This window comes from Pedobacter sp. Bi126 (genome assembly GCF_918698245.1).
Classification (GTDB): Bacteria; Bacteroidota; Bacteroidia; order Sphingobacteriales; family Sphingobacteriaceae; genus Pedobacter.
On the sequence record NZ_CAKKMS010000004.1, the window covers coordinates 275,932 to 296,715 of the forward strand.

Consider the following 20,784-nt stretch of genomic DNA (forward strand, 5'->3'; position numbering starts at 1 on the left):
CAATGAGTGATATCAAATATATTTTAGGCAGCTTTGGCGATCCTGACGAAATGATGCACGGCATCGAAAAGCTTCAGGAAAATAACATCAGCATTCATGATGTATATACACCGATGCCTATACACGGAATAGAAGCCAAATTAGGAATTAAAAGATCTAGAATCGATATCGCAGCATTTTGCTTTGGTATTACCGGTACTTGCTGTGCATTCGCTTTGATTTATTTCTGCGCAGTAATCGATTGGAGAGTAAACATAGGTGGTAAACCATCATTCGCATTACCGGATTTTATTCCGATAATGTTCGAGCTTACAGTATTATTCTGTGCTTTTGGTATGGTGTTAACTTATTATGCATCTACTCACTTATTTCCGGGAAGAGCACCAAGAGTGATGGATTTACGTGCGACTGATGATCGTTTTGTTATTGCAGTTGATGCAAAAGACAATATAGAACATACTGTAATTGATGGATTATTAAAAGATGCAGGTGCTTTAGAAATAAAGTATAATGAAAGGAAGTACATTAGCTATGAATAAGAAAAAATTTGTTTACACGGCGTTTTTAGCTATCGCTTTTGCAGCTACCTTTTCTGCTTGTAAAGATAAACGCAGTACTGGCCTGGAATATGCCAGAAACATGTATGATCCGATTGCTTACAATCCAGATCAGCCAAACAAAAATTTTAAAGATGGTAAAACAGCTCAGTTGCCACCTGCACATACTAAACCAGTAGGTTTTACTGAATATGATGAGTATCCTAATACAAAAGAAGGATATGAAGCAGCAGGTGTGAGTATGGTTAACCCTTTACCAGTAGATACTGTTAATTTAGCTCAGGGTAAACACTTATTTACCGTTTTCTGTAGCCCTTGCCACGGAGAAAAAGGTGATGGACAAGGACACTTAGTTAAAATTGAGAAATTTAGTGGTGTACCTGCTTATCAAACAGGCTCATCTTCTAGAGGTGGTAACATGGTTGACCTTACCGCAGGTAAAATTTACCACACCATTACATACGGTGTAAATAACATGGGCTCGCATGCTTCGCAAATCTCACCAACAGATCGTTGGAAAGTGGTGATGTATGTTCAACAATTACAAAAAGGACAATAGTAAAGCAGAATATAAATGGGAACTCACAATATTAATTTTAGTGAACAGTTTGAGTTTACAGGTAAAGTAAAAACCTTAAGCATTGTTGGTATCGTTATCGGTATTGCAGCTGTATTGTTCGGTTTCTTAGCCGGCGATAAAGTAATGCACGAGCGTACTTTTGCTAACCTGTTGCTTATGGCATATTACTTTGCATGCGTTTGTATGTCGGGTACATTTTTCCTGGCTGTTCAATATGTAGCTCAAGCAGGTTGGTCTGCATCAATTTTACGTGTACCACAAGCTATGGCAAAAACATTGCCTATTGCAGCTGTAATACTTGTTGTAGTAATTTCGGCAGGTTTATATACACATAACCTTTATCACCACTGGCATGCTGATGGATTAACAGATCCAAAAAGCCCTAACTACGATTCATTAATCGCTGGTAAGGCAGTATTCTTAAATGTACCTTTTTTCTTAGGTCGCCAAGTGGTGTTCTTAGGTATCTATAGTATATTTTCGATCATGTTTGTTAAGTTTTCATACAACGAAGATTTAGCAGGTGGTTTAAATTCTTACAGAAAAAGCTTTAAAAATGCCTGTATCTTCTTGGTAATTTACGGTTTTACAACACCGATTTTTGCTTTCGATACCGTAATGTCATTAGAGGCGCACTGGTTCTCAACCATGTTCGGTTGGTATAACTTCGCCGCTATGTGGGTAAGCAGTTTAGCTACTATTGCTATTATTCTTATCTTATTAAGAAGAGCTGGTTATATGCAATGGGTTAACAATAGCCACTTACACAATTTAGGTCAGTTTATCTTCGGTTTCTCTATCTTCTGGACTTACGTATGGTTTGCTCAATTCTTATTGATCTACTATGCAAACATGCCTGAAGAGACTGTATATTTCTACAAACGCTTTGAATATTACAAGTTCTGGTTTTTCTTAAACCTGGCCATGAACTTCTTAGCGCCAGTATTATTATTAATGGACAGAGATAACAAAAGAACAGATGCAAAATTATTGTTCGTTTCTATTGTGGTACTTTTAGGTCACTGGGTAGATTACTACCAAATGATTATGCCAGGAGCGGTAGAAGATGGACATAATGGTTTTGGTATCATTGAAATTGGTACTGCAATAGGTTTCGTAGGATTGTTTACCTTTACGGTTTTAACATCATTAAGCAAAAAACCGTTAATTGCAAAGAACCACCCATTATTACAAGAAAGTTTGCATCATCAACTGTAGTGGTGATAGGATAAAGCAAATATTTAATTATTATTATAATTAGCAGTACAGCGTACTACTTTTAAGAAAATGAGTTTAAGAAAGTTTATAACGAATAAAACGACCGCAGCTTTAGCAGTATTGATTACTGTTTTTGCAAACACTAGCGTATTTGCGCAAGATGCAGCAGCAGGTGCTGCCGCGGCACCGAAAGTTGATATGGGCGAGGTTTATAAATCGGTAATATTTTATATTCTGGTTTTCCTTGCCGTATGCTTATTCATTGCAATTATTGGTAAAGCAATAAAAGTATATGAATTAAGCCGCGAGGCACAAGGTAAACCTGTTGGTATTAACTGGAACAGGGTACACGCAAGTTTATTTGCGCTGTTTTTAGTGATCGGTTTATATGGTGTATATTGGGAATATACAGTACATGGGGCAATGTTACTTCCTGATGCGGCATCTGAGCACGGAAAGAAAATTGATGAGATGTTTAATTTAACATTAATCATTACCACCATTGTATTTGTAGTTACCCACATCTTACTATTCGGATTTTCTTACATCTATAAATACTCAGCTAAAAGAAAAGCTTACTACTATCCACACAATAATACCATCGAAAAAATCTGGACAATCGTTCCGGCTTTAGTGTTAACTGTTTTGGTATTAATGGGATTCTTAACCTGGAGATCTATTTTCTTCAAAGTTGAAGATCCAAACAACAAACCATTGCAGATAGAAGTTACTTCTGAGCAGTTTAAATGGTCTATCCGTTATCCTGGAGCTGATGGAATAGTAGGGAACAAAAACTACAAATTAACTACAGCTACCAATACATTGGGTATCGATTTCAAAGATATCAACTCTCGCGATGATGAGATGGCTGATGAAATGGTTCTTCCTGTTGGTAAACCAGTTAAATTGATCTTAACCAGTAAAGATGTAATTCACAGTTTTTACATGCCACACTTCAGGGTACAGTTAAATACCGTACCAGGTATGAGAACTATATTTGAGTTTACGCCTACAAAAACTACTGCAGAAATGCAGCAAGAAACTAACGATCCTAACTTTAAGTACCTTTTCTTATGTGCTAAAATTTGCGGTGCCGGTCACTACAACATGCAAAAAGTGGTACGTGTAGTTTCTGAGGCCGAATACAAAACTTGGATTGCCGAACAGAAAACATACTTAAACGACGATTTAAGAAAACAATTTAATTTGCCAGTGGCACCTGCACCTGTAAAATCAGTAGCAGATTCAGCAGCTAAAGATTCAGCAGCTGTGAAAACTAACCAAATGGCTTTAAATAAATAATATTAAGCAGGAGCGAACGAATTATGTCAACAATAGCATTACACGACGAACACAATCACGATCACGCTGATCATGGGCATCATAAAGAGACTTTGATTTCAAAGTACATCTTTAGTATGGATCATAAAATGATTGCTAAGCAATTTTTGATTACCGGTATTATTATGGCGGTAATAGCAATGGGCTTATCAATTTTATTCCGTATTCAATTGGCATGGCCAGATCAAAACTTCCCTTTCTTAGAAACATTTTTAGGTAAATGGGCTGAAGGTGGCCGTATTAAACCCGACTTTTATCTGGCTTTGGTAACCATTCACGGTACCATCATGGTATTCTTTGTACTAACCGCCGGATTGAGTGGTACATTTAGTAACTTACTTATTCCGCTTCAAATTGGAGCAAGAGATATGGCATCGCCATTCTTAAACATGCTTTCATACTGGTTCTTCTTTATGGCCTGTGTGATCATGATGTCTTCATTCTTTATCCAAACAGGTCCTGCATCTGGTGGTTGGACGGTTTATCCGCCGTTATCGGTTGTTGCGAAAGCAATGCCAGGTTCTGGTTTAGGTATGACTTTGTGGTTAATCAGTATGGTACTTTTCGTAGCATCATCTTTAATGGGTGGTATTAACTACGTAAGTACAATTTTAAACATGCGTACTAAAGGTATGGACCTTTGGAAAATGCCATTAACCATCTGGGCTTTCTTTTTGACCGCTATTTTAGGTATCTTATCTTTCCCTGTTCTTGTAGCTGGGGTAGTATTAATGGTATTCGATCGTAGTTTTGGAACAAGTTTCTACTTATCAGATATCGTAATGGGTACCGATATTTTGCCAAATGAAGGTGGCTCGCCAATTTTATGGCAACACTTATTCTGGTTCTTAGGTCACCCTGAGGTATATATCGTAATTATGCCAGCTTTAGGTATCTCATCTGAGGTTATCTCTGTAAACTCACGTAAACCAATCTTTGGTTACCATGCAATGGTTTACTCTTTAATTGGTATTACCGTATTATCATTCATCGTATGGGGTCACCATATGTTTGTAACCGGTATGAATCCATTGTTGGGTGGTGTGTTTATGATTACAACGTTAATCATTGCAGTACCATCGGCAGTAAAAACCTTTAACTACTTAGCCACATTATGGCGTGGTAACATCCGTTTCACTCCAGCAATGTTATTTGCTATTGGTTTAGTTTCATTCTTTATTTCTGGTGGTTTAACCGGTATCTTCTTAGGAAATGCTTCATTAGATATTAACTTACACGATACCTACTTTGTTGTTGCCCACTTCCACTTGGTAATGGGATCGGCAGCAATCTTTGGTATGCTTGCAGGTGTGTATCACTGGTTTCCTAAAATGTTCGGTAGAATGATGAATGCTAAATTAGGATATTTACACTTCTGGTTAACTTTCATTGCAGCTTACCTGGTATTCTTCCCACTTCACTTCTTAGGTTTAGATGGTGTACCTCGTCGTTACTATGCATTTACCGAGTTTGAATTTATGAAGAAATGGTTAACTGTTAACGTATTTGTAACATGGGCAGCTATTATGGCAGCACTAGCTCAGGTAGCGTTCTTATTTAACTTCTTTTATTCAATCTTTAAAGGAAAAGTATCTCCTCAAAATCCTTGGGAATCGAATACATTAGAGTGGACTGCTCCAGTAGAACACCTTCACGGTAACTGGCCAGGAGAAATTCCTACGGTTTACAGATGGCCTTATGACTATAGCAAACCAGGACATGATGCCGATTTTATTCCTCAAACTGTTCCATTCTCTCAAACCATGAGCTCTAACTTGCCTCACGATTTTGAAGGAAATGCAGAAGCAGAAAAAATACAGCAAGATTGGGAATTGGCTAACCCTGTTGCAGAAAGCAAGGGCTAGTTTAGGCTTAAAATAAAATTTTAAAAGGGGTATCTGATTAAGTTTCTGCTTATCCGGATACCCTTTTCATCTTAATAGATATATGGTCAGCAGATCAGAACAACGTTTCATTAGAATTAATCTTATAACCATTATAGTTACGCTATTGGTTATACTTGCCGGTGGTATTGTACGCAGTACCGGATCTGGCATGGGTTGTCCGGATTGGCCGAAATGTTTCGATCGTTACATTCCGCCAACTGATGTATCGCAACTTCCTGCCAATTATAAAGAGAAATACGTAGCAGGTAGGTTAAAGAAGAATGAAAAGTTTGCCAAATACCTGGAAAGCATGGGCAAAGTAGCCTTAGCTGATAGCATTAGACACGATAAGAGTATCACCATACCTGAAGAATTTAATCCAACTAAAACCTGGACCGAATATCTGAACAGATTGGCTGGGGTAGCCGCGGGAATATTCCTGTTTTTAACAGTTGTATACTCATTTGCCTACCGAAAAACGGCCAAACGAATTATTGTACTCAGTATCCTAAATCTTTTTGTAGTGGGATACCAAGGCTGGTTAGGTTCTATAGTGGTTTCTACCAACCTGGCACAATGGGTGGTAACCGTACACATGTTGTTAGCGCTGGTTATTTTAGCGATATCTATTTATACCTACAATTATGCGAAGCAATTGAACAAAGCGCCTTCTGTAATTATGTACCGTATAGCATGGCTAAAAGGATTTTTGTTTTTTACCCTCCTAATTAGTATCGTTCAGATTGTTTTAGGAACCGAGGTTAGAGAAGCGGTAGATGTTATTGCAAAGTCGCTCTCTTACGGAAACAAGAATACATGGATTTCGAAAGTAGGAGAAGTATTCTCTTATCACCGTGATTTAGCTATACTCGTAGTAATTGCGAATGCAGTAGTGTATAAAATGGTTATCGACCGTTTTAGCGGTAAGGCTGCACCGTTGTTAACTGCAAGGTTTATGTTAATAACGCTTCTCATACAGTTATTAAGTGGTTTCGCTTTGGCATATATAGCTTTCCCACCGGCAGCGCAGGCATTGCATATTTTATTCTCTACGCTGTTATTTAGTTTACAGTTTTACCTGTACTTATTGGTTTACCGAACAAGTACATATTAAACAATAATATTTAAGAAAATTGAAGCAATATCTTTCAGATTTTTCTAAACTTATCAAATTCAGGCTATCGTTTACGGTGGTGTTTTCGGCGTCGATCTCTTTTTTGATCGGACAGAAAATGCAGGTGGGTAGAGGCCATATCCCTAGTATCGATTGGGGAAACTGGTTAATATTGATTGCCGGTGGTTTTTTAGTAACCGCTGCTGCAAACTGTTTTAACGAAATTATTGAGAAAGACTTAGATAAGTTAATGTCTAGAACTAAAGATCGTCCTATGCCAGCAGGTAGAATGACTACCGGACAGGGTTTGATTCTTGGGGTTTTTATGGCATTTTTAGGTACCTGGTTATTAGGGAAATTAAATCTTGAAACAGGTTTGCTCTCTGTATTTTCGATCCTTTTGTATGCCTTTGCCTATACACCTTTGAAAAGAAAATCGCCAATAGCAGTTTTTGTAGGTGCCATTCCAGGTGCTTTACCACCGCTTATTGGGTATTTAGCAGCATTTGGCAGTTTAAAAGCCGAGATGTTCCACGAGATTGATTATTACATTGCAGGCATTCTGTTTTTAATTCAATTTGTATGGCAGTTTCCACATTTCTGGGCAATTGCCTGGGTTTTGGATGATGATTATAAGAAAGCAGGTTTTAGGTTGTTGCCTACCAAGAAAAGAGATAAAACCTCTGCTTTGCTTACCTTTTTAAGTACATTAATTTTAATTCCGGTAAGTTTACTGCCAACGCTATATGGTTTTGGTGGATACTACATTGCTGGTTTATCATTAATAGCCGGACTTATTTTTAGCTGGCTGGCTTTTAAACTTTTAATGAGCAGAGAATTGGCTGATGCCAAGAAAGTAATGTTCTGTTCGTTTTTTTACATCCCGGCAGTACAGTTGGGTTTATTATTAAATTTTATAGCAAAATAATTTATGGTGCTAACAATGGAAAAGATGCAGGATACGTTTGACCCTAAACCAAGGAAATTTATTGTTTGGTTATTTGTCGTATCATCAACAATTATGTTTGGTGGTTTTACCAGTTATTATCTGGTATTTGCCGCTTCGAAGGGAAAGGGGCATGGTTTGGTTTTACCAGATGCTTTTATTTACTCTAGTTTGGTAATTATTGCCAGTAGCATTACTTTGGTGCTTGCATCAAAGGCTTTAAAGAAACTGAACTTTAGCTTACAGCGCAATATGCTGTGGATTACCGTAATATTAGCCGTCGCTTTTGGTGTAATGCAGTTTAATGCCTGGGGAAGTATGGTGCGGACCGGTGCAACCCTAGTAGGAAATAACGCAGCAATATCATTTATTTATGTGGTATCTGGCATGCACTTATTACACATTATTGGCGGTGTTGGCCTTATTATTAATGCTTTAGCAGGAAGTTATAAAAGCCTGCCTGTTGCCAAAGTCCAGTATAGAATGGAAATTGCTTCTATTTTTTGGCATTTTATAGATATATTATGGATATATCTGTATGTTTTTTTACTTTTGAACCGTTAAATTTGTTAACAAACTATTATACTATTTCCAAATGAATGCAGTATCACAATTAGATCAAGTTAAAACCGGACCATGGAATGGTGGTCGTTCTCCGTGGTCGGTAGAATATGGTAAAATCATGATGTGGTTTTTCCTTTTGTCAGATGCTTTTACCTTTTCATCTTTATTGATCTACTACGGCGCTCAGCGTTTTTCTAAATTAACATGGCCTGATCCGGATTTGGTTTTCCAATCAATCCCTGGATTAAAAGAAAGCGGTGCCCCGTTAGTTTTTGTGGGTATCATGACTTTTATATTAATTCTTAGTTCCGTAACCATGGTTATGGCTGTTGAGGCTGGTCACCGTCGTGCAAAAAAAGAAGTAATCTGGTGGATGGTTGCTACTATTATTGGTGGTTTTATGTTCTTGGGCTGCCAGGCTTTAGAGTGGACACACTTATTCCATGAAGGTTTTGGATGGGGAAAAATTCCACCGATGGAAACATTACATCATTTATTTACAGGTGAGGTATCTTTAGTATCGGCACAGCAATTTTCTAACCTGTTCTTCACCATTACCGGTTTCCATGGTTTCCACGTATTTACTGGTGTTTTAATTAATATCATCATATTAGTGATGACCATTAATGGAAGTTTTGAGAAAAGAGGACACTATTTGATGGTAGAAAAAGTGGGTTTATACTGGCACTTTGTTGATTTAGTTTGGGTGTTTGTATTTACATTCTTCTATTTGGTTTAATTTATCATATTATAAAAATATTTTTATGTCAGAGCACGCACATACAACAGAAGGCCATGAGCATGGCGAACATGCAGGAATGAATAAAGCCAAAATCTGGAAAGTAGCAGGTATTTTATCACTAATTACAGGTATTGAGTTTATTATAGCACTTTGGCTTATTCCAGGGCATCATATTCCTCAGCATATCGGTAACTACATTTATATCGCTTTAACTTTGGTAAAGGCATTTTATATCGTAGCTTATTTTATGCACTTAAAGTTTGAGAAATTGGGCTTACAGCTTGCATTAACGGTATCATTTATTTTCATTATTTACTTTATTGTTTTAATGCTGATAGAAGGTGGGTTCTTAAACATCCACATGATGAACCATTAATGAAAAGAAGTCCTATAAAAAAGGTAATAATCCTGGTAAGCATTTTAGCTATACCGGGATTTTTGTTTTTTTACTTATTGCCACACTTTGCAAAGAACAGGTATAAGCGTTTACCCATCTTTGGTGAGAAAGTTGTTGCATCAACCTTTCATAGCGAAAAAGGGAAAAAAATACCAGATACCATTTATCACCTGGTTCCTGATTTTAAACTCGTAAACCAACATAACGATACCATTACCTGGAAATCGCTCGCGAACAAGATTGTGGTACTAAATTTATTTTATACCGGTGCCAACAACCAGGAAACAAGTAAATACATTAAGAAATTATCTGATGGGTATGAGCTAAAACCTTTGGTTAAGTTTTTAAGCCTCTCTGTCGATCCACTTGATAAAGGTAGAATAAAAGATTTTGCGGAGCATTTTAAGGCAAAAGCTGGAAAATGGGATTTTCTGGTTGGTGATACCATTCAAACTTATCCGCTGATCAGGAAAGGTTTGTTACTTGATGTAGTAACAGATGAAACGAAAGAGAAAACCAATTTTATTTTTAGCAATAAAATAGTACTTATCGATAATCTACACCGTATACGTGGTATTTATGATGCAGATAACGCCGAGGCAAACGCCAGGTTGGAGGACGAAATAAAAGTACTTATTGCAGAGTATTTGCGGAACGTTAAAGACGGCAGGTAATTGGCTTAGCAGTTAGGGTTTTTAGCGTTTGGAGTCGGAAGTCGATACAAAATAATAATAATATAAAGAGATTTAAAAAACTCATGGAAAATAGCCCAATTGAGAAAAAGTATAGCAAGTGGATCATCATTCTTTCTATTTTTATACCCCTAGCAGTAGCATTTTTATTCGTAGTAAAACTAAAAGATTTAGGTATCAATGCACCTACACTTCCTTTTTTACCGCCAATATATGCTACCATTAACGGAATTACGGCTGTACTGTTGGTGGTTGCGGTTTGGGCCATAAAAAATGGTAAAATACAATTGCACCAAAACTTGATGAAAACCGCTATCGGCTGTTCTTTATTGTTTTTGGTAATGTATATCGCTTATCATATGACTACCCCATCTACCAAATTTGGTGGTGATGGTGCCATTAAATATGCCTACTTCTTTATCTTGTTAACGCATATCCTATTGTCAATAGCCATTATTCCTCTGGTTTTGGTTACTTATGTAAGGGCATTGGCCGAGCGTTTCGATCGCCATAGAAAAATTGCAAGAATTACATTTCCATTATGGCTTTATGTTGCAATAACTGGTGTAGTGGTCTATTTGATGATTTCACCATATTATCAATATTAGCGTTTTTCGCTTAGAAAGTGCTGAAGCCTTACCTAACAAGTAAGGTTTTTTTTATTTAATGTTACTTAGCCAGAACATCATATTTGTTTTAACCCAATTTTTTTTTCACTTTTATGTATATTACATCTCAAAAAAAACACTTATAATTTGTAGATGAGCAGGTAGATCGACTAATTTATGGCGCCAGGAAGGACAGAAGATGAACGTAAGCTTATAGAAAAAATCGTAGAGGGAGATGAGCAGGCTTTTTCTGTTTTGTTCTTCAAATATCTTCCTGTACTCCACATTTTTGCCGCTAAGTTCTCTAAATCTGAAGATGCCGCTGAAGAAATTATTCAAGATTCATTTTTGAGGGTTTGGCTAAATCGCGATAAATTAGCTGAAGTCGATAATGTGAAAGCCTATCTATATAAATATGTTTCTAACGAATGTTTAAGCTACTTGCGTAAAAAATTAAAAGAAGATAGAGTTGTGGATGCATTTGTGGCTAAGCAACAAAATAGCCATAACAATACGGTAGAAACCATTAATTTAAACGAGGTAACGAAAATTATTGCTATTGCTGTTGAAAAATTACCTGAGCAACGCAAAAATATATATCAATTGAGCAGACGCGATGGTAAAACCATACCTGAAATTGCAGAAATACTCAATATCTCGCCTAATACGGTTAAAAATGCCCTAGTAATTGCCCTTAAATCGATACGTATACACCTCGATCAACATGGGATTGTATTCTTTTTTCCAATTGTTTTTTCTTTTTTGAAAATAAAATAGAAAAAAATTAATATCCCGATAGTCCTAATTTTCTTTTGCTGCTTCTTAGTATCAGAATCTTTATGGAAGAACGTATACATTATCTCTTACAACAGTTTACAGCTAAGACCTTAAGCGAGGCCGAAAGGGAAGAACTTTTAATTTTAGCAGAAAACAGCACATCATTGCTTTCTGACGAAATCGTGAAAATGATTATCGCAGAAGAAGAACATGCGGTTAATGTTGTTGCGGAAAAATGGAATCCCGTCCTAAATAAAATTCTAGCGGTAGATAAACCAAGCCGATCGCCTAAACGGATTTTAATGAAGCGCTTAAAATGGGCTGCTGCTGCAGTTGTTTTTATTGTGTTTTCATTCACCGCTTACCTCTCTTTACAGAAAAAGAAAGAGCACGTTTTTGTTAGTGACGTGGCGCCGGGAAAAAATAAAGCTATTCTCACCCTGGCCGATGGAAAGAAAATTTCACTTTCAGATGCGATGAATGGCGATGTTGCCAAAGAAGCCGGCTTCTCTATCACCAAAACTGCCGATGGTCAATTGGTGTATAACATGGCTGGATCAGAAAATGTAAATGATGCGAGCTTAAATACCATTTCAACCCCAAATGGTGGCGAATGGCAAATCCAGTTGCCCGATGGTTCTACTGTTTGGCTAAATGCAGCATCTTCAATTCAGTATTCGTTAAATATCGGAACGGCTAAGCAGCGCTTGGTGAAATTAGATGGGGAGGCTTATTTTGAAGTAGCTAAAAATGTAGCACATCCTTTTATTGTAGAAACCGATAAACAGTCTGTTGAGGTATTGGGTACGCACTTTAATATTAATAGTTATAAAGATGAAAGGGTAACTAAAACTACTTTGTTGGAAGGAAGCGTACGAGTTTCACATAATACTACCAATGAGAGCGAGGTGCTTAAACCTGGCGAGCAATCTTTGGTATCTGTTTCTGGCATGGATGTAAAAGAAGTAAATGTTGATGAAGCAATAGCATGGAAAAACGGCTATTTTATGTTCGATAACGAACGGCAAGAAAGCATTTTACGTAAAGTTGCCCGTTGGTATAATGTAGAAATAGAATACGCAGATGCGGATGCAAAAAATGTGATGTACTACGGAACGGTAAGCCGTTTTGAAAAAATATCGAAAGTGTTAACCAAACTTGAGCAAACTGGTGAAGTACGTTTCGATATTAAAGGCAATAAAGTTATTGTCTATAAAGAATAACCTGAAAAGATGAAGGCGTAACTAACCTTTATCTCTAAAAACAAAACTAATTAATCAACAATAACCTAAAACCACTACAACTAAATGAATATACTTCGACAAACCTCCTAACGATTCAAAAGTTGAATAAATAAAAAAGGAGTGCTTGCAACACCCCCTTTATTATCTGTTTAGCTATTCCGTAAACCGGAATCGATTAAAATTAATTATTTCTTGGATAACCGCGAAACGCTTTTTGGCGTCTAAACTTTATTGCGCTTCGCACAAAAACAGACTATTAAATGTACAAAATTTATATTAGAATTTTATGTACGCATCGACGCTACATACCTAAATTGCTATTAATTATGAAGTTAGTTACGGTCATATTACTTGCCTCGCTAATGCAGGTAAGTGCAGCTTCATTTGGCCAGCTGGTTACATTAAAAGAAAGAAATGTAACATTAGAAAAAATGTTTAGGGAAATCAGACAGCAATCTGGTTACGATGTATTATTATCAACCAACACCATTAAAAGCACTACTACTTTAAATGCCAATTTTAATAATGCAACTATAGAAGAAGTAATGACTAAGATTATTTCTGGTCGGGATTTAACCTATACTATTGAAGATAAAACAATTTTAATCAAACCAAAAGAGAAGAGTATTTTCGATAAGATTGTCAACTATTTTGCTGTTATTGAAGTAAAAGGAAGGGTATCGGATGATAATGGGAGTGGAATCCCAGGTGCAAGTATCCGTGAAAAGGGAACGACAAACTCTACGACAACCAACGCAAATGGTGAATATACCATTAGAGTAAGTGATGCGGGTACACTTGTTTTTAGTTATGTAGGTTATAACCCAATTGAACTGGAGGTTAATAACCGCACGAAAATTAACGTAAACCTGAAAGAAAATGTTAATGATCTAAAAACGGTTGATGTAGTATCCACTGGTTACCAAAATATACAGAAAAAGTTATTTACCGGATCTGCAACGACCGTTAAGGGAAGCGATGTAAAGCAAGATGGTGTTGTGGATGTTAGCCGGATGTTAGAGGGCCGTGTTGCAGGGGTTTCGGTGCAGAACGTTTCGGGTACTTTTGGTACAGCACCGAAAATCCGTGTTCGTGGAGCTACTTCCATTTCAGGAGAGAATAAGCCTCTTTGGGTAGTTGACGGAATTGTATTGGAGGATATTGTTAACATTTCTAACGATCAGTTGTCGAGTGGAGACGCTTTAACGTTAATCGGTTCATCGGTAGCAGGAATAAATGCCGATGATATTGAAAGCTTTAATATTTTAAAAGACGCATCTGCAACTGCACTTTATGGTGCCAGAGCCATGAATGGCGTGGTGGTAATTACCACCAAAAAAGGAAAGATTGGAAATACAACTATTAATTATAGTGGTAACTTTTCTTCGTTCTTAAAACCAGATTACGATTCGTACAATATCATGAATTCTGCAGATCAGATGTCTTTGTACGCGGAAGTTTATAGAAAAGGTGGATTATCTCCAAACATCGTAAACGGAATGAACGGAGGTGTTTTTGCTAAAATGTACCAGGAAATTAATAAGTATAACAGTAGTACCGGTCAATTTGGTGTTGTTAATACGCCAGAAGGAAGAGCAGCATTTTTGCGAAAATATGCAACAGCTAATACCGACTGGTTTGATGTACTTTTCAAAAATTCTTTTGTACAAGAACATTCAATCAGTATTTCTTCGGGTTCTGAAAAATCACAGCATTATTTCTCAGTTGGTTACTATAATGATAATGGATGGTCTATTGCTGATAACGTGAAGCGATATACCATGAACCTTCGTGGAAATTATACACTTTCCCCTAAAATTAATATTGGCTTATTAGCTACAGGTGCATATAGGCAACAAAGAGCTCCAGGCACATTGGGTAGAACCAGTAATGTAGTAGAAGGAACGTATACACGTGATTTTGATATCAATCCTTTCAGCTATGCATTAAATACTAGCCGAACAATTAGGGCCTTTGATGATAATGGTAATCTGGAATATTTTACCAGAAATTATGCACCATTTAATATCCTTAACGAAACAGAAAACAACCACATCGATTTGGATATGTTGGATATGAAAATGCAAGGGGAATTTAACTACAAGTTTATTAAAAACTTTGAGTTCAGATCGGTAGGTGCAATGCGTTATGTTAAAACAACCCGCGAGCACAAAATTACTGAGTATTCTAACATGGCTACAGCTTACCGTTATGCGCCAAATTCTACTATTGCCAATGCCAATATTTTCTTATACGATGATCCAGATCATCCAGAAATTATTGATAAAGAAAGTGTACTTCCTCAAGGAGGATTCTATAATAGAAATGATGATTATCTCTTAAACTTCAACGTAAGAAATCAAATAGATTGGAAACAAGATTTTGGTAAACATGCACTTGGTGCCTTTATTGGTCAAGAGATCAAATTTGCAAACCGCCAAAACAGTTTCAATAATGGATATGGTTACCAATACGATAAAGGGGGCGAACCATTTATTGACTATAGGATCATTAAAATGCTACTAGAAGGAAATTATAATTACTATGGTATGGATAGATTTTTTGATAGATATGCAGCTTTCTTTTTAAACGGTAGTTATTCTTACGATTCTAAATATGTATTTAATGGAACATTCAGATATGATGGAAGTAACCGTTTGGGTGAAAGTGCCGTTGCAAGATGGCTTCCAACCTGGACGTTAAGTGCAGCCTGGAACGTAGATCAAGAAGAATTTATTAAAAACATTTCGCAAATAAGTTACTTAAAAGTAAGAGGCGGCTACGGTTTAACAGCAAGTATGGGTAGTGCTACTAACTCATCTGTAGTTTTAGCCAATAGCACTACTTTAAGGCCAAGATTATCTGAAGTAGAGCCCCGCATTACTTTAAATGGTTTAGAGAATTCGGAACTTACCTGGGAAAAACAATATGAAGCAAACATTGGGGTAGACTTAGGTTTGTTCCAAAGCCGTTTAAATGTATCATTGGATTATTATAATAGAAAAGGTTTTGATCTTATCGGCAACTTTAGAACCTCCGGTATCGGCGGTGAGTTTACAAAATCAGCTAATTATGCTGATATGAATTCGCATGGATTTGAAGTAAACTTAAGTGGTATGCCTGTTAAAACAGCCGATTTTAAATGGAATACCACCTTTACGTTTGGATACAATAAAAACACCATTACCAATTTAAAAAGCAAACCACGTATTTATGATTTAATTATCCCGGAAGGCGGGCCTAAAGAAGGTGGTGCGGTGAGAGGATTATATTCTATCGACTTTCAAAAACTAAATAGTTTAGGTGTTCCAGTATTTACAAACGAAAGTGGTGTAACCAGCAGTAATGTATATGTACAAAGCACAACTACTGATTACCTTAAATATGAAGGCGCTGTTGATCCACTTTATACTGGTGGTTTGAATAATACTTTCAATTATAAAAATTTCGCTTTAAACGTATTTGTTTCTTATCAAGCTGGAAATAAAATAAGGTTAACAAATGTTTTTGCAACTAATTATGATGATAGTGATGCCATGCCGAGAGAGTTTTTAGATAGATGGACTTTACCAGGTGATGAAGCTATTACCAATGTGCCATCAATTGCCGATTATTTATTGAGAAAATCTTTAACAGGTACTTATCCTTATACGGCATACAATTATTCTTCAGATCGAGTTGCTGATGGTTCTTTTGTACGACTGAAACAGGTTTCGCTTGCATATAACTTATCTACAAAATATGCAAAATCAATCGGTTTAAACTCGTTATCGTTAAAACTGCAAGGAAATAACATTTGGTTAATCTATGCTGATAAAAAACTAAAAGGGCAAGATCCTGAGTTTTTTGGATCTGGTGGTGTAGCATTGCCAATACCCAGACAAATTACTTTATCCCTAAAAGTTGGTATTTAATAAGAATTAAAATGAAGAAATATATAATTTATACGTTCATCACTCTTGCAGCATTTGGTTCAGGCTGTAAGAAATATTTAGAGGTATCGCCAGATCAGCGTACCAAATTAAACACACCTGAGAAAGTTTCTGAATTATTGGTTACAGCTTATCCTGGTGGAAGTTATGTGATGGTAGCAGAAGCAATGTCTGATAACCCATCTTTCGTGAGTTTAACAGGACTTGATAAACCTGAAAATAGAGATGCTTACTACTGGAGAGATGTTCAGGGCACTGGACAGGACACGCCAAATAACTATTGGAATAACTGTTACGAAGCAATTGCCGCTGCAAACCAGGCGCTGGATGCAATTGATAAAGCAACAGATCAACAGAATTATACACATCAAAGAGGAGAGGCACTAGTAGCAAGAGCTTATGCACACTTTATGTTGGTTACTTTCTTTTCGAAATGTTATGATAGTGCAACAGCGGCTTCAGATTTAGGTATTCCATATGTTACCAAGCCAGAAACAGTGGTGCTGAGAAATTACGATCGTAAAACGGTGGCTTATGTTTACGAGCAGATAGAAAAAGATTTGCTTGAAGGCATTCCGCTAATAAAAGACGAACTTTATAGAGTACCTGCTTATCACTTTACCCGTAAAGCGGCAAATGCTTTTGCTACACGTTTTTATTTGTTTAAGAAAGATTATGAGAAGGTGATTACCTATGCTAATCTGGCTTTCCCTTCTAACAACTTTGCTACAAACGTAAGACCTTGGTTCGCTTATTCTGCACCAACAGGTGGTTCAAATGAAGTTGCTCAAAACATGTCGAGTGCTGCAAATCCTGGTAATTTGTTGTTGGCAGAAACTGCATCTTGGAGCGCCAGGAATTACAAAACTACGATCTATTCTCTAAGCCAAAATAGGTTGAATACGATTACTGCCCCATTAGGTATAAGCTTAAATGCATATCAGCGATACTCTAACTCTTCAACCTTTTACTTTATCCCTAAACATTACGAACATTTTGTACGGACCAGTATAAATGCAAGCACTGGAGTTGGATATGTGATGCAAACACTATTAACTACTGAAGAGGTTTTGTTGAATAGAGCCGAAGCTTATATTATGAGAGACAGACTTAGTGATGCTTTGGTTGATATGAATACATTAATCAGCCAAAGAGTTACCGGTTATGTAGCATCTACCCACAATTTTACTGATGCTAAAATTAAGAGCTTTTACACTTCAAGAACCTCCGATGTCAAACAAGCATATATATACGCTTTGTTGGATTTGAAAAGGGCAGAGTTTGTAGAAGAAGGAATGCGTTGGATGGATATTTTAAGGTATAAGTTACCTGTTAGTCACCTGGATCCAGATGGAAATAATGTAGAGTTAGCAGCTGATGATTTGAGAAAAGTTTGGCAGTTGCCAAGTGAAGTAACCTTAGCAGGAATGCAACAAAATCCTAGATAACCTAAATTTTATCAACATGAAAAAATTATATATTTTAATGCTAGCGCTCTTAGTTGCGGGTTCTGGTTGTAAAAAAGAAGATGAAAACCTTAACCGCGAAATTGTTGGATTAGGTGGAGATACCTGGGCAGAAACTACCCTTGATAAATGGCTGTTTGACAACTTTACCCAACCTTACAATCTATATGTAAAATACAGATGGGATGGTACAGAGTATGATAATAGTAAAACCCTTACACCAGTAAAGTACGATAAGGTGCAGCCATTAATGGAAGTAGTAAAAGGCTCGTGGATTGATCCTTATACTGCTGAAGCAGGTGCAGATTTTATAAAAAAATATTCTCCTAAACAATATGTTTTAGTTGGAAGTCTTCAGTATAACTCTGGAGGTACCGTTACACTAGGAGAAGCTGAAGGTGGAGTTAAAGTAACTTTGTTTAATGTAAACAATTTCGATAAATCTGAACGTTCTGTAGCGAAAAGAGTTTTGAAAACCATTCACCATGAATTTACGCATATTTTAAACCAAACGATCACTTATCAGAAAGAATTTCAGCAGATTACACCTGCTGGTTATACTGCCGATTGGAACAATAGTACAGGCTTTGCAGCTAATGGTTTCATTAGTCAATATGCACAGGCTGCGCCAGGCGAAGATTATGCCGAAATGGTTTCTATTATGTTAACCGAAGGTAAGTCGGGTTACGAGACATTGCTTAAAGCCAACACTTCTACTACTGCTGTAACCGCTATCAGGGCAAAAGAAGCACTGGTTGTAGCCTATTTTAAGCAAACCTGGGGCATAGATTTTTATGGATTACAAACCAGGGTACAAAAATCTTTCAATGATTTGTCACCGATAAATTTATCTGGCTATTTAGGTTTTGGTAAAGCATTTAGCTCGGTGAACATTAACCCGGTAACCACTACAGGTTTATCAGATGAGTTTACCACAGCCTATAATAATGCTAAGACGGCACTCTTGGCTTTAAATACCACTGCAAAATATGAACTGGACAATATGACAATTACATTTACCAGCGCAACAGAAATGCAAATGAAGGTTAATTTTCATGCTACCGCAGGAACAGCAATTGGAACAGCCTATACTGGGTTATTTACCCATACTTACGCTGCAACTGGAAACCAGGTTACCTTTACCGCTACCACCAGAGATGCAAATGCAAATGTGATTGCTCCGGCTGTTGCCCCGTTAACGGGTTATTTTGTGCAAAGTCCTTTATTGTTAAATTATTTTTATACTCCAGATATGAGGATTGAATATGGTGGCTTCAGAAAAACTACCAATGCTGCTTCATTCACTTATGGCGTTTTAGGAAATTAATTTTATAGAACATGAAAAATAAATTTTTATATATAGCGCTTGTTGTTTTGTTAATGGTCAGTTGTAAAAGGGATTCTGATCCTATTTTGGACGATCCTGATACCAGATTAACAGCAGAACTGGTTGCCAACCAAGCTAAATTAGTAGCTGCATCAAATGGATGGAAAGCCACCATTTACCCTTCGGGCGGAAAAGGTTTCTCTTTTTATTTTAAATTTTTGGCAGATGGAAAGGTAGATATGATGGGTGATGTGAACAACACATCATCTGGCGCAACACAAACAAGTACCTATAGGTTAAAAGCCTTGCAAAGGCCAACTTTAATTTTTGATACTTATAACTATATTCATTTAATAGCCGATCCTGATGCGAGTATTAGTGGCGGGGCAAATGCTAGCGGTTTAAAATCTGACTTTGAATTTGCTTTTGCTGGTATTGCTGGCGATACCTTAAAATTTGAAGGAACATTTTATGGAAATAAAATGTCGATGGTAACTTTATCTGCTGCCGAGAGCCAAAGTATTTTGGCGGGTGGTTTGAAAACCATGACCGATGCAAATACGGCATATGTTGCAGCTAATAAATATCCGTATTTACAATTTGCTGATGGAACAAAGGGGGCATTATCTATCGATCCAACTTCAAAAACCATGAAACTAACCTATTTAGATAGTAAAGGTATTGTGCAAACGAAAAATGTAACTTTTGCTTATGGCATCAATAAACTTTCGCTAAGTGCTTATTTAAATTACGGAGGTACTTATTTCAATGAACTACTATACGATTCGGCTAGTAAGGCTTATTATATTATGGTTGGTACTACCAGGATTAATGTGCAAAATTCTCCAGTTCCTATTATACCACTATCATTACAGTTTGGTTTCCCATCTGCTTTTGCGTATAGAAGTATTAATATTGGGACGAGTTTACCATTAGGTGTTACATCGGGATTTAATGTTGCATATCAGGCAAGTGTAACCAAGTTTGCAACTACACTTGTCCCATCCCGTACACTTGTAGCTGTCCGTTTTGCATTAACGAGTAATAATACCGCAACAGTGACTACCCAAAATAATAATGGTACAACTACTCTTACAGCGGTTGCTACATACAATTATGTTATGGAGAATGGAGTAATTACGTTGAGTAATCCAATTTATGATAGCAATTGGGTCGCAAGAACAACACAATTAATTGATATTCAGAATTATTTTCTAACTGGTCCATTTAAAATTGATTGGGTAACTAGCACCAACCCAAATGCACCTTTACTTGGCGGACTTTATAGGACTATTGACGCAGCATCATTTTTTTATGGTACGCTGTAACTAATATAAATTTTAATCTCTCTCTCCCGTAACCCTTGCCCTAAAAAGCAAGGGTTTTTTATGAC

18 protein-coding genes are annotated in these 20,784 nt (G+C 36.8%); all 18 read left to right on the forward strand.

The window, feature by feature from the left end:
• Positions 1-2 precede the first annotated feature (2 nt).
• The 18 genes from LQ201_RS16070 (at position 3) to LQ201_RS16155 (ending at position 20,719) form a co-directional block, all read left to right on the forward strand.
• Positions 3-539 (forward strand): DUF3341 domain-containing protein, encoded by a 537-nt coding sequence (locus LQ201_RS16070; protein ID WP_132402965.1) that lies wholly within the window; start codon positions 3-5, stop codon positions 537-539.
• Entirely contained in the window at positions 511-1,116 is a 606-nt protein-coding gene (locus tag LQ201_RS16075; RefSeq protein WP_230144465.1) for a cytochrome c, read from the forward strand. Before LQ201_RS16070 ends, LQ201_RS16075 begins: the two co-directional genes overlap by 29 nt.
• A 15-nt stretch (positions 1,117-1,131) precedes the next feature.
• Complete coding sequence (locus LQ201_RS16080) at positions 1,132-2,355, forward strand: quinol:cytochrome C oxidoreductase (RefSeq protein WP_230144466.1); 1,224 nt, start codon at positions 1,132-1,134, stop codon at positions 2,353-2,355.
• Between the two features lie 69 nt (positions 2,356-2,424).
• Positions 2,425-3,657 carry a cytochrome c oxidase subunit II gene (locus tag LQ201_RS16085; protein WP_230144467.1) on the forward strand — a complete coding sequence of 411 codons (1,233 nt, stop codon included), beginning with the start codon at positions 2,425-2,427 and terminating at the stop codon, positions 3,655-3,657.
• Between the two features lie 23 nt (positions 3,658-3,680).
• Positions 3,681-5,561: a cbb3-type cytochrome c oxidase subunit I gene (locus LQ201_RS16090; protein WP_230144468.1), complete on the forward strand. Its 1,881-nt coding sequence runs from the start codon at positions 3,681-3,683 to the stop codon at positions 5,559-5,561.
• An 82-nt stretch (positions 5,562-5,643) separates the two neighbouring features.
• Entirely contained in the window at positions 5,644-6,696 is a 1,053-nt protein-coding gene (locus LQ201_RS16095; protein WP_230144469.1) for a heme A synthase, read from the forward strand.
• A 19-nt stretch (positions 6,697-6,715) separates the two neighbouring features.
• Positions 6,716-7,624, forward strand: a complete 909-nt coding sequence (gene cyoE, locus LQ201_RS16100; protein ID WP_029275893.1) for a heme o synthase — start codon at positions 6,716-6,718, stop codon at positions 7,622-7,624.
• A gap of 15 nt (positions 7,625-7,639) precedes the next feature.
• Positions 7,640-8,206 (forward strand): cytochrome c oxidase subunit 3, encoded by a 567-nt coding sequence (locus tag LQ201_RS16105; protein WP_230144470.1) that lies wholly within the window; start codon positions 7,640-7,642, stop codon positions 8,204-8,206.
• Between the two features lie 31 nt (positions 8,207-8,237).
• The gene (locus LQ201_RS16110; protein ID WP_230144471.1) at positions 8,238-8,945 is read left to right on the forward strand and encodes a cytochrome c oxidase subunit 3; all 708 of its coding nucleotides are present in this window, start codon (positions 8,238-8,240) and stop codon (positions 8,943-8,945) included.
• Positions 8,946-8,970: 25 nt separating this feature from the next.
• A complete protein-coding gene (locus LQ201_RS16115) occupies positions 8,971-9,324 on the forward strand; it encodes a cytochrome C oxidase subunit IV family protein (protein WP_083505300.1) in 354 nt (117 codons plus the stop codon).
• The gene (locus tag LQ201_RS16120) at positions 9,324-10,019 is read left to right on the forward strand and encodes an SCO family protein (RefSeq protein WP_230144472.1); all 696 of its coding nucleotides are present in this window, start codon (positions 9,324-9,326) and stop codon (positions 10,017-10,019) included. The genes LQ201_RS16115 and LQ201_RS16120 overlap by 1 nt, the downstream gene beginning before the upstream one ends.
• A gap of 83 nt (positions 10,020-10,102) precedes the next feature.
• Complete coding sequence (locus tag LQ201_RS16125; protein WP_230144473.1) at positions 10,103-10,645, forward strand: DUF420 domain-containing protein; 543 nt, start codon at positions 10,103-10,105, stop codon at positions 10,643-10,645.
• Between the two features lie 177 nt (positions 10,646-10,822).
• Positions 10,823-11,422, forward strand: a complete 600-nt coding sequence (locus tag LQ201_RS16130) for an RNA polymerase sigma-70 factor (RefSeq protein ID WP_230144474.1) — start codon at positions 10,823-10,825, stop codon at positions 11,420-11,422.
• Positions 11,423-11,484: 62 nt separating this feature from the next.
• Positions 11,485-12,645 (forward strand): FecR family protein, encoded by a 1,161-nt coding sequence (locus LQ201_RS16135; RefSeq protein ID WP_230144475.1) that lies wholly within the window; start codon positions 11,485-11,487, stop codon positions 12,643-12,645.
• A 347-nt stretch (positions 12,646-12,992) separates the two neighbouring features.
• Complete coding sequence (locus LQ201_RS16140; protein ID WP_230144476.1) at positions 12,993-16,580, forward strand: SusC/RagA family TonB-linked outer membrane protein; 3,588 nt, start codon at positions 12,993-12,995, stop codon at positions 16,578-16,580.
• A gap of 11 nt (positions 16,581-16,591) precedes the next feature.
• Positions 16,592-18,046 carry a RagB/SusD family nutrient uptake outer membrane protein gene (locus LQ201_RS16145; protein ID WP_230144477.1) on the forward strand — a complete coding sequence of 485 codons (1,455 nt, stop codon included), beginning with the start codon at positions 16,592-16,594 and terminating at the stop codon, positions 18,044-18,046.
• A gap of 16 nt (positions 18,047-18,062) precedes the next feature.
• The gene (locus tag LQ201_RS16150; RefSeq protein ID WP_230144478.1) at positions 18,063-19,391 is read left to right on the forward strand and encodes a substrate import-associated zinc metallohydrolase lipoprotein; all 1,329 of its coding nucleotides are present in this window, start codon (positions 18,063-18,065) and stop codon (positions 19,389-19,391) included.
• Positions 19,392-19,402: 11 nt separating this feature from the next.
• Entirely contained in the window at positions 19,403-20,719 is a 1,317-nt protein-coding gene (locus LQ201_RS16155; RefSeq protein ID WP_230144479.1) for a DUF4302 domain-containing protein, read from the forward strand.
• The last annotated feature ends 65 nt before the right edge of the window (positions 20,720-20,784 follow it).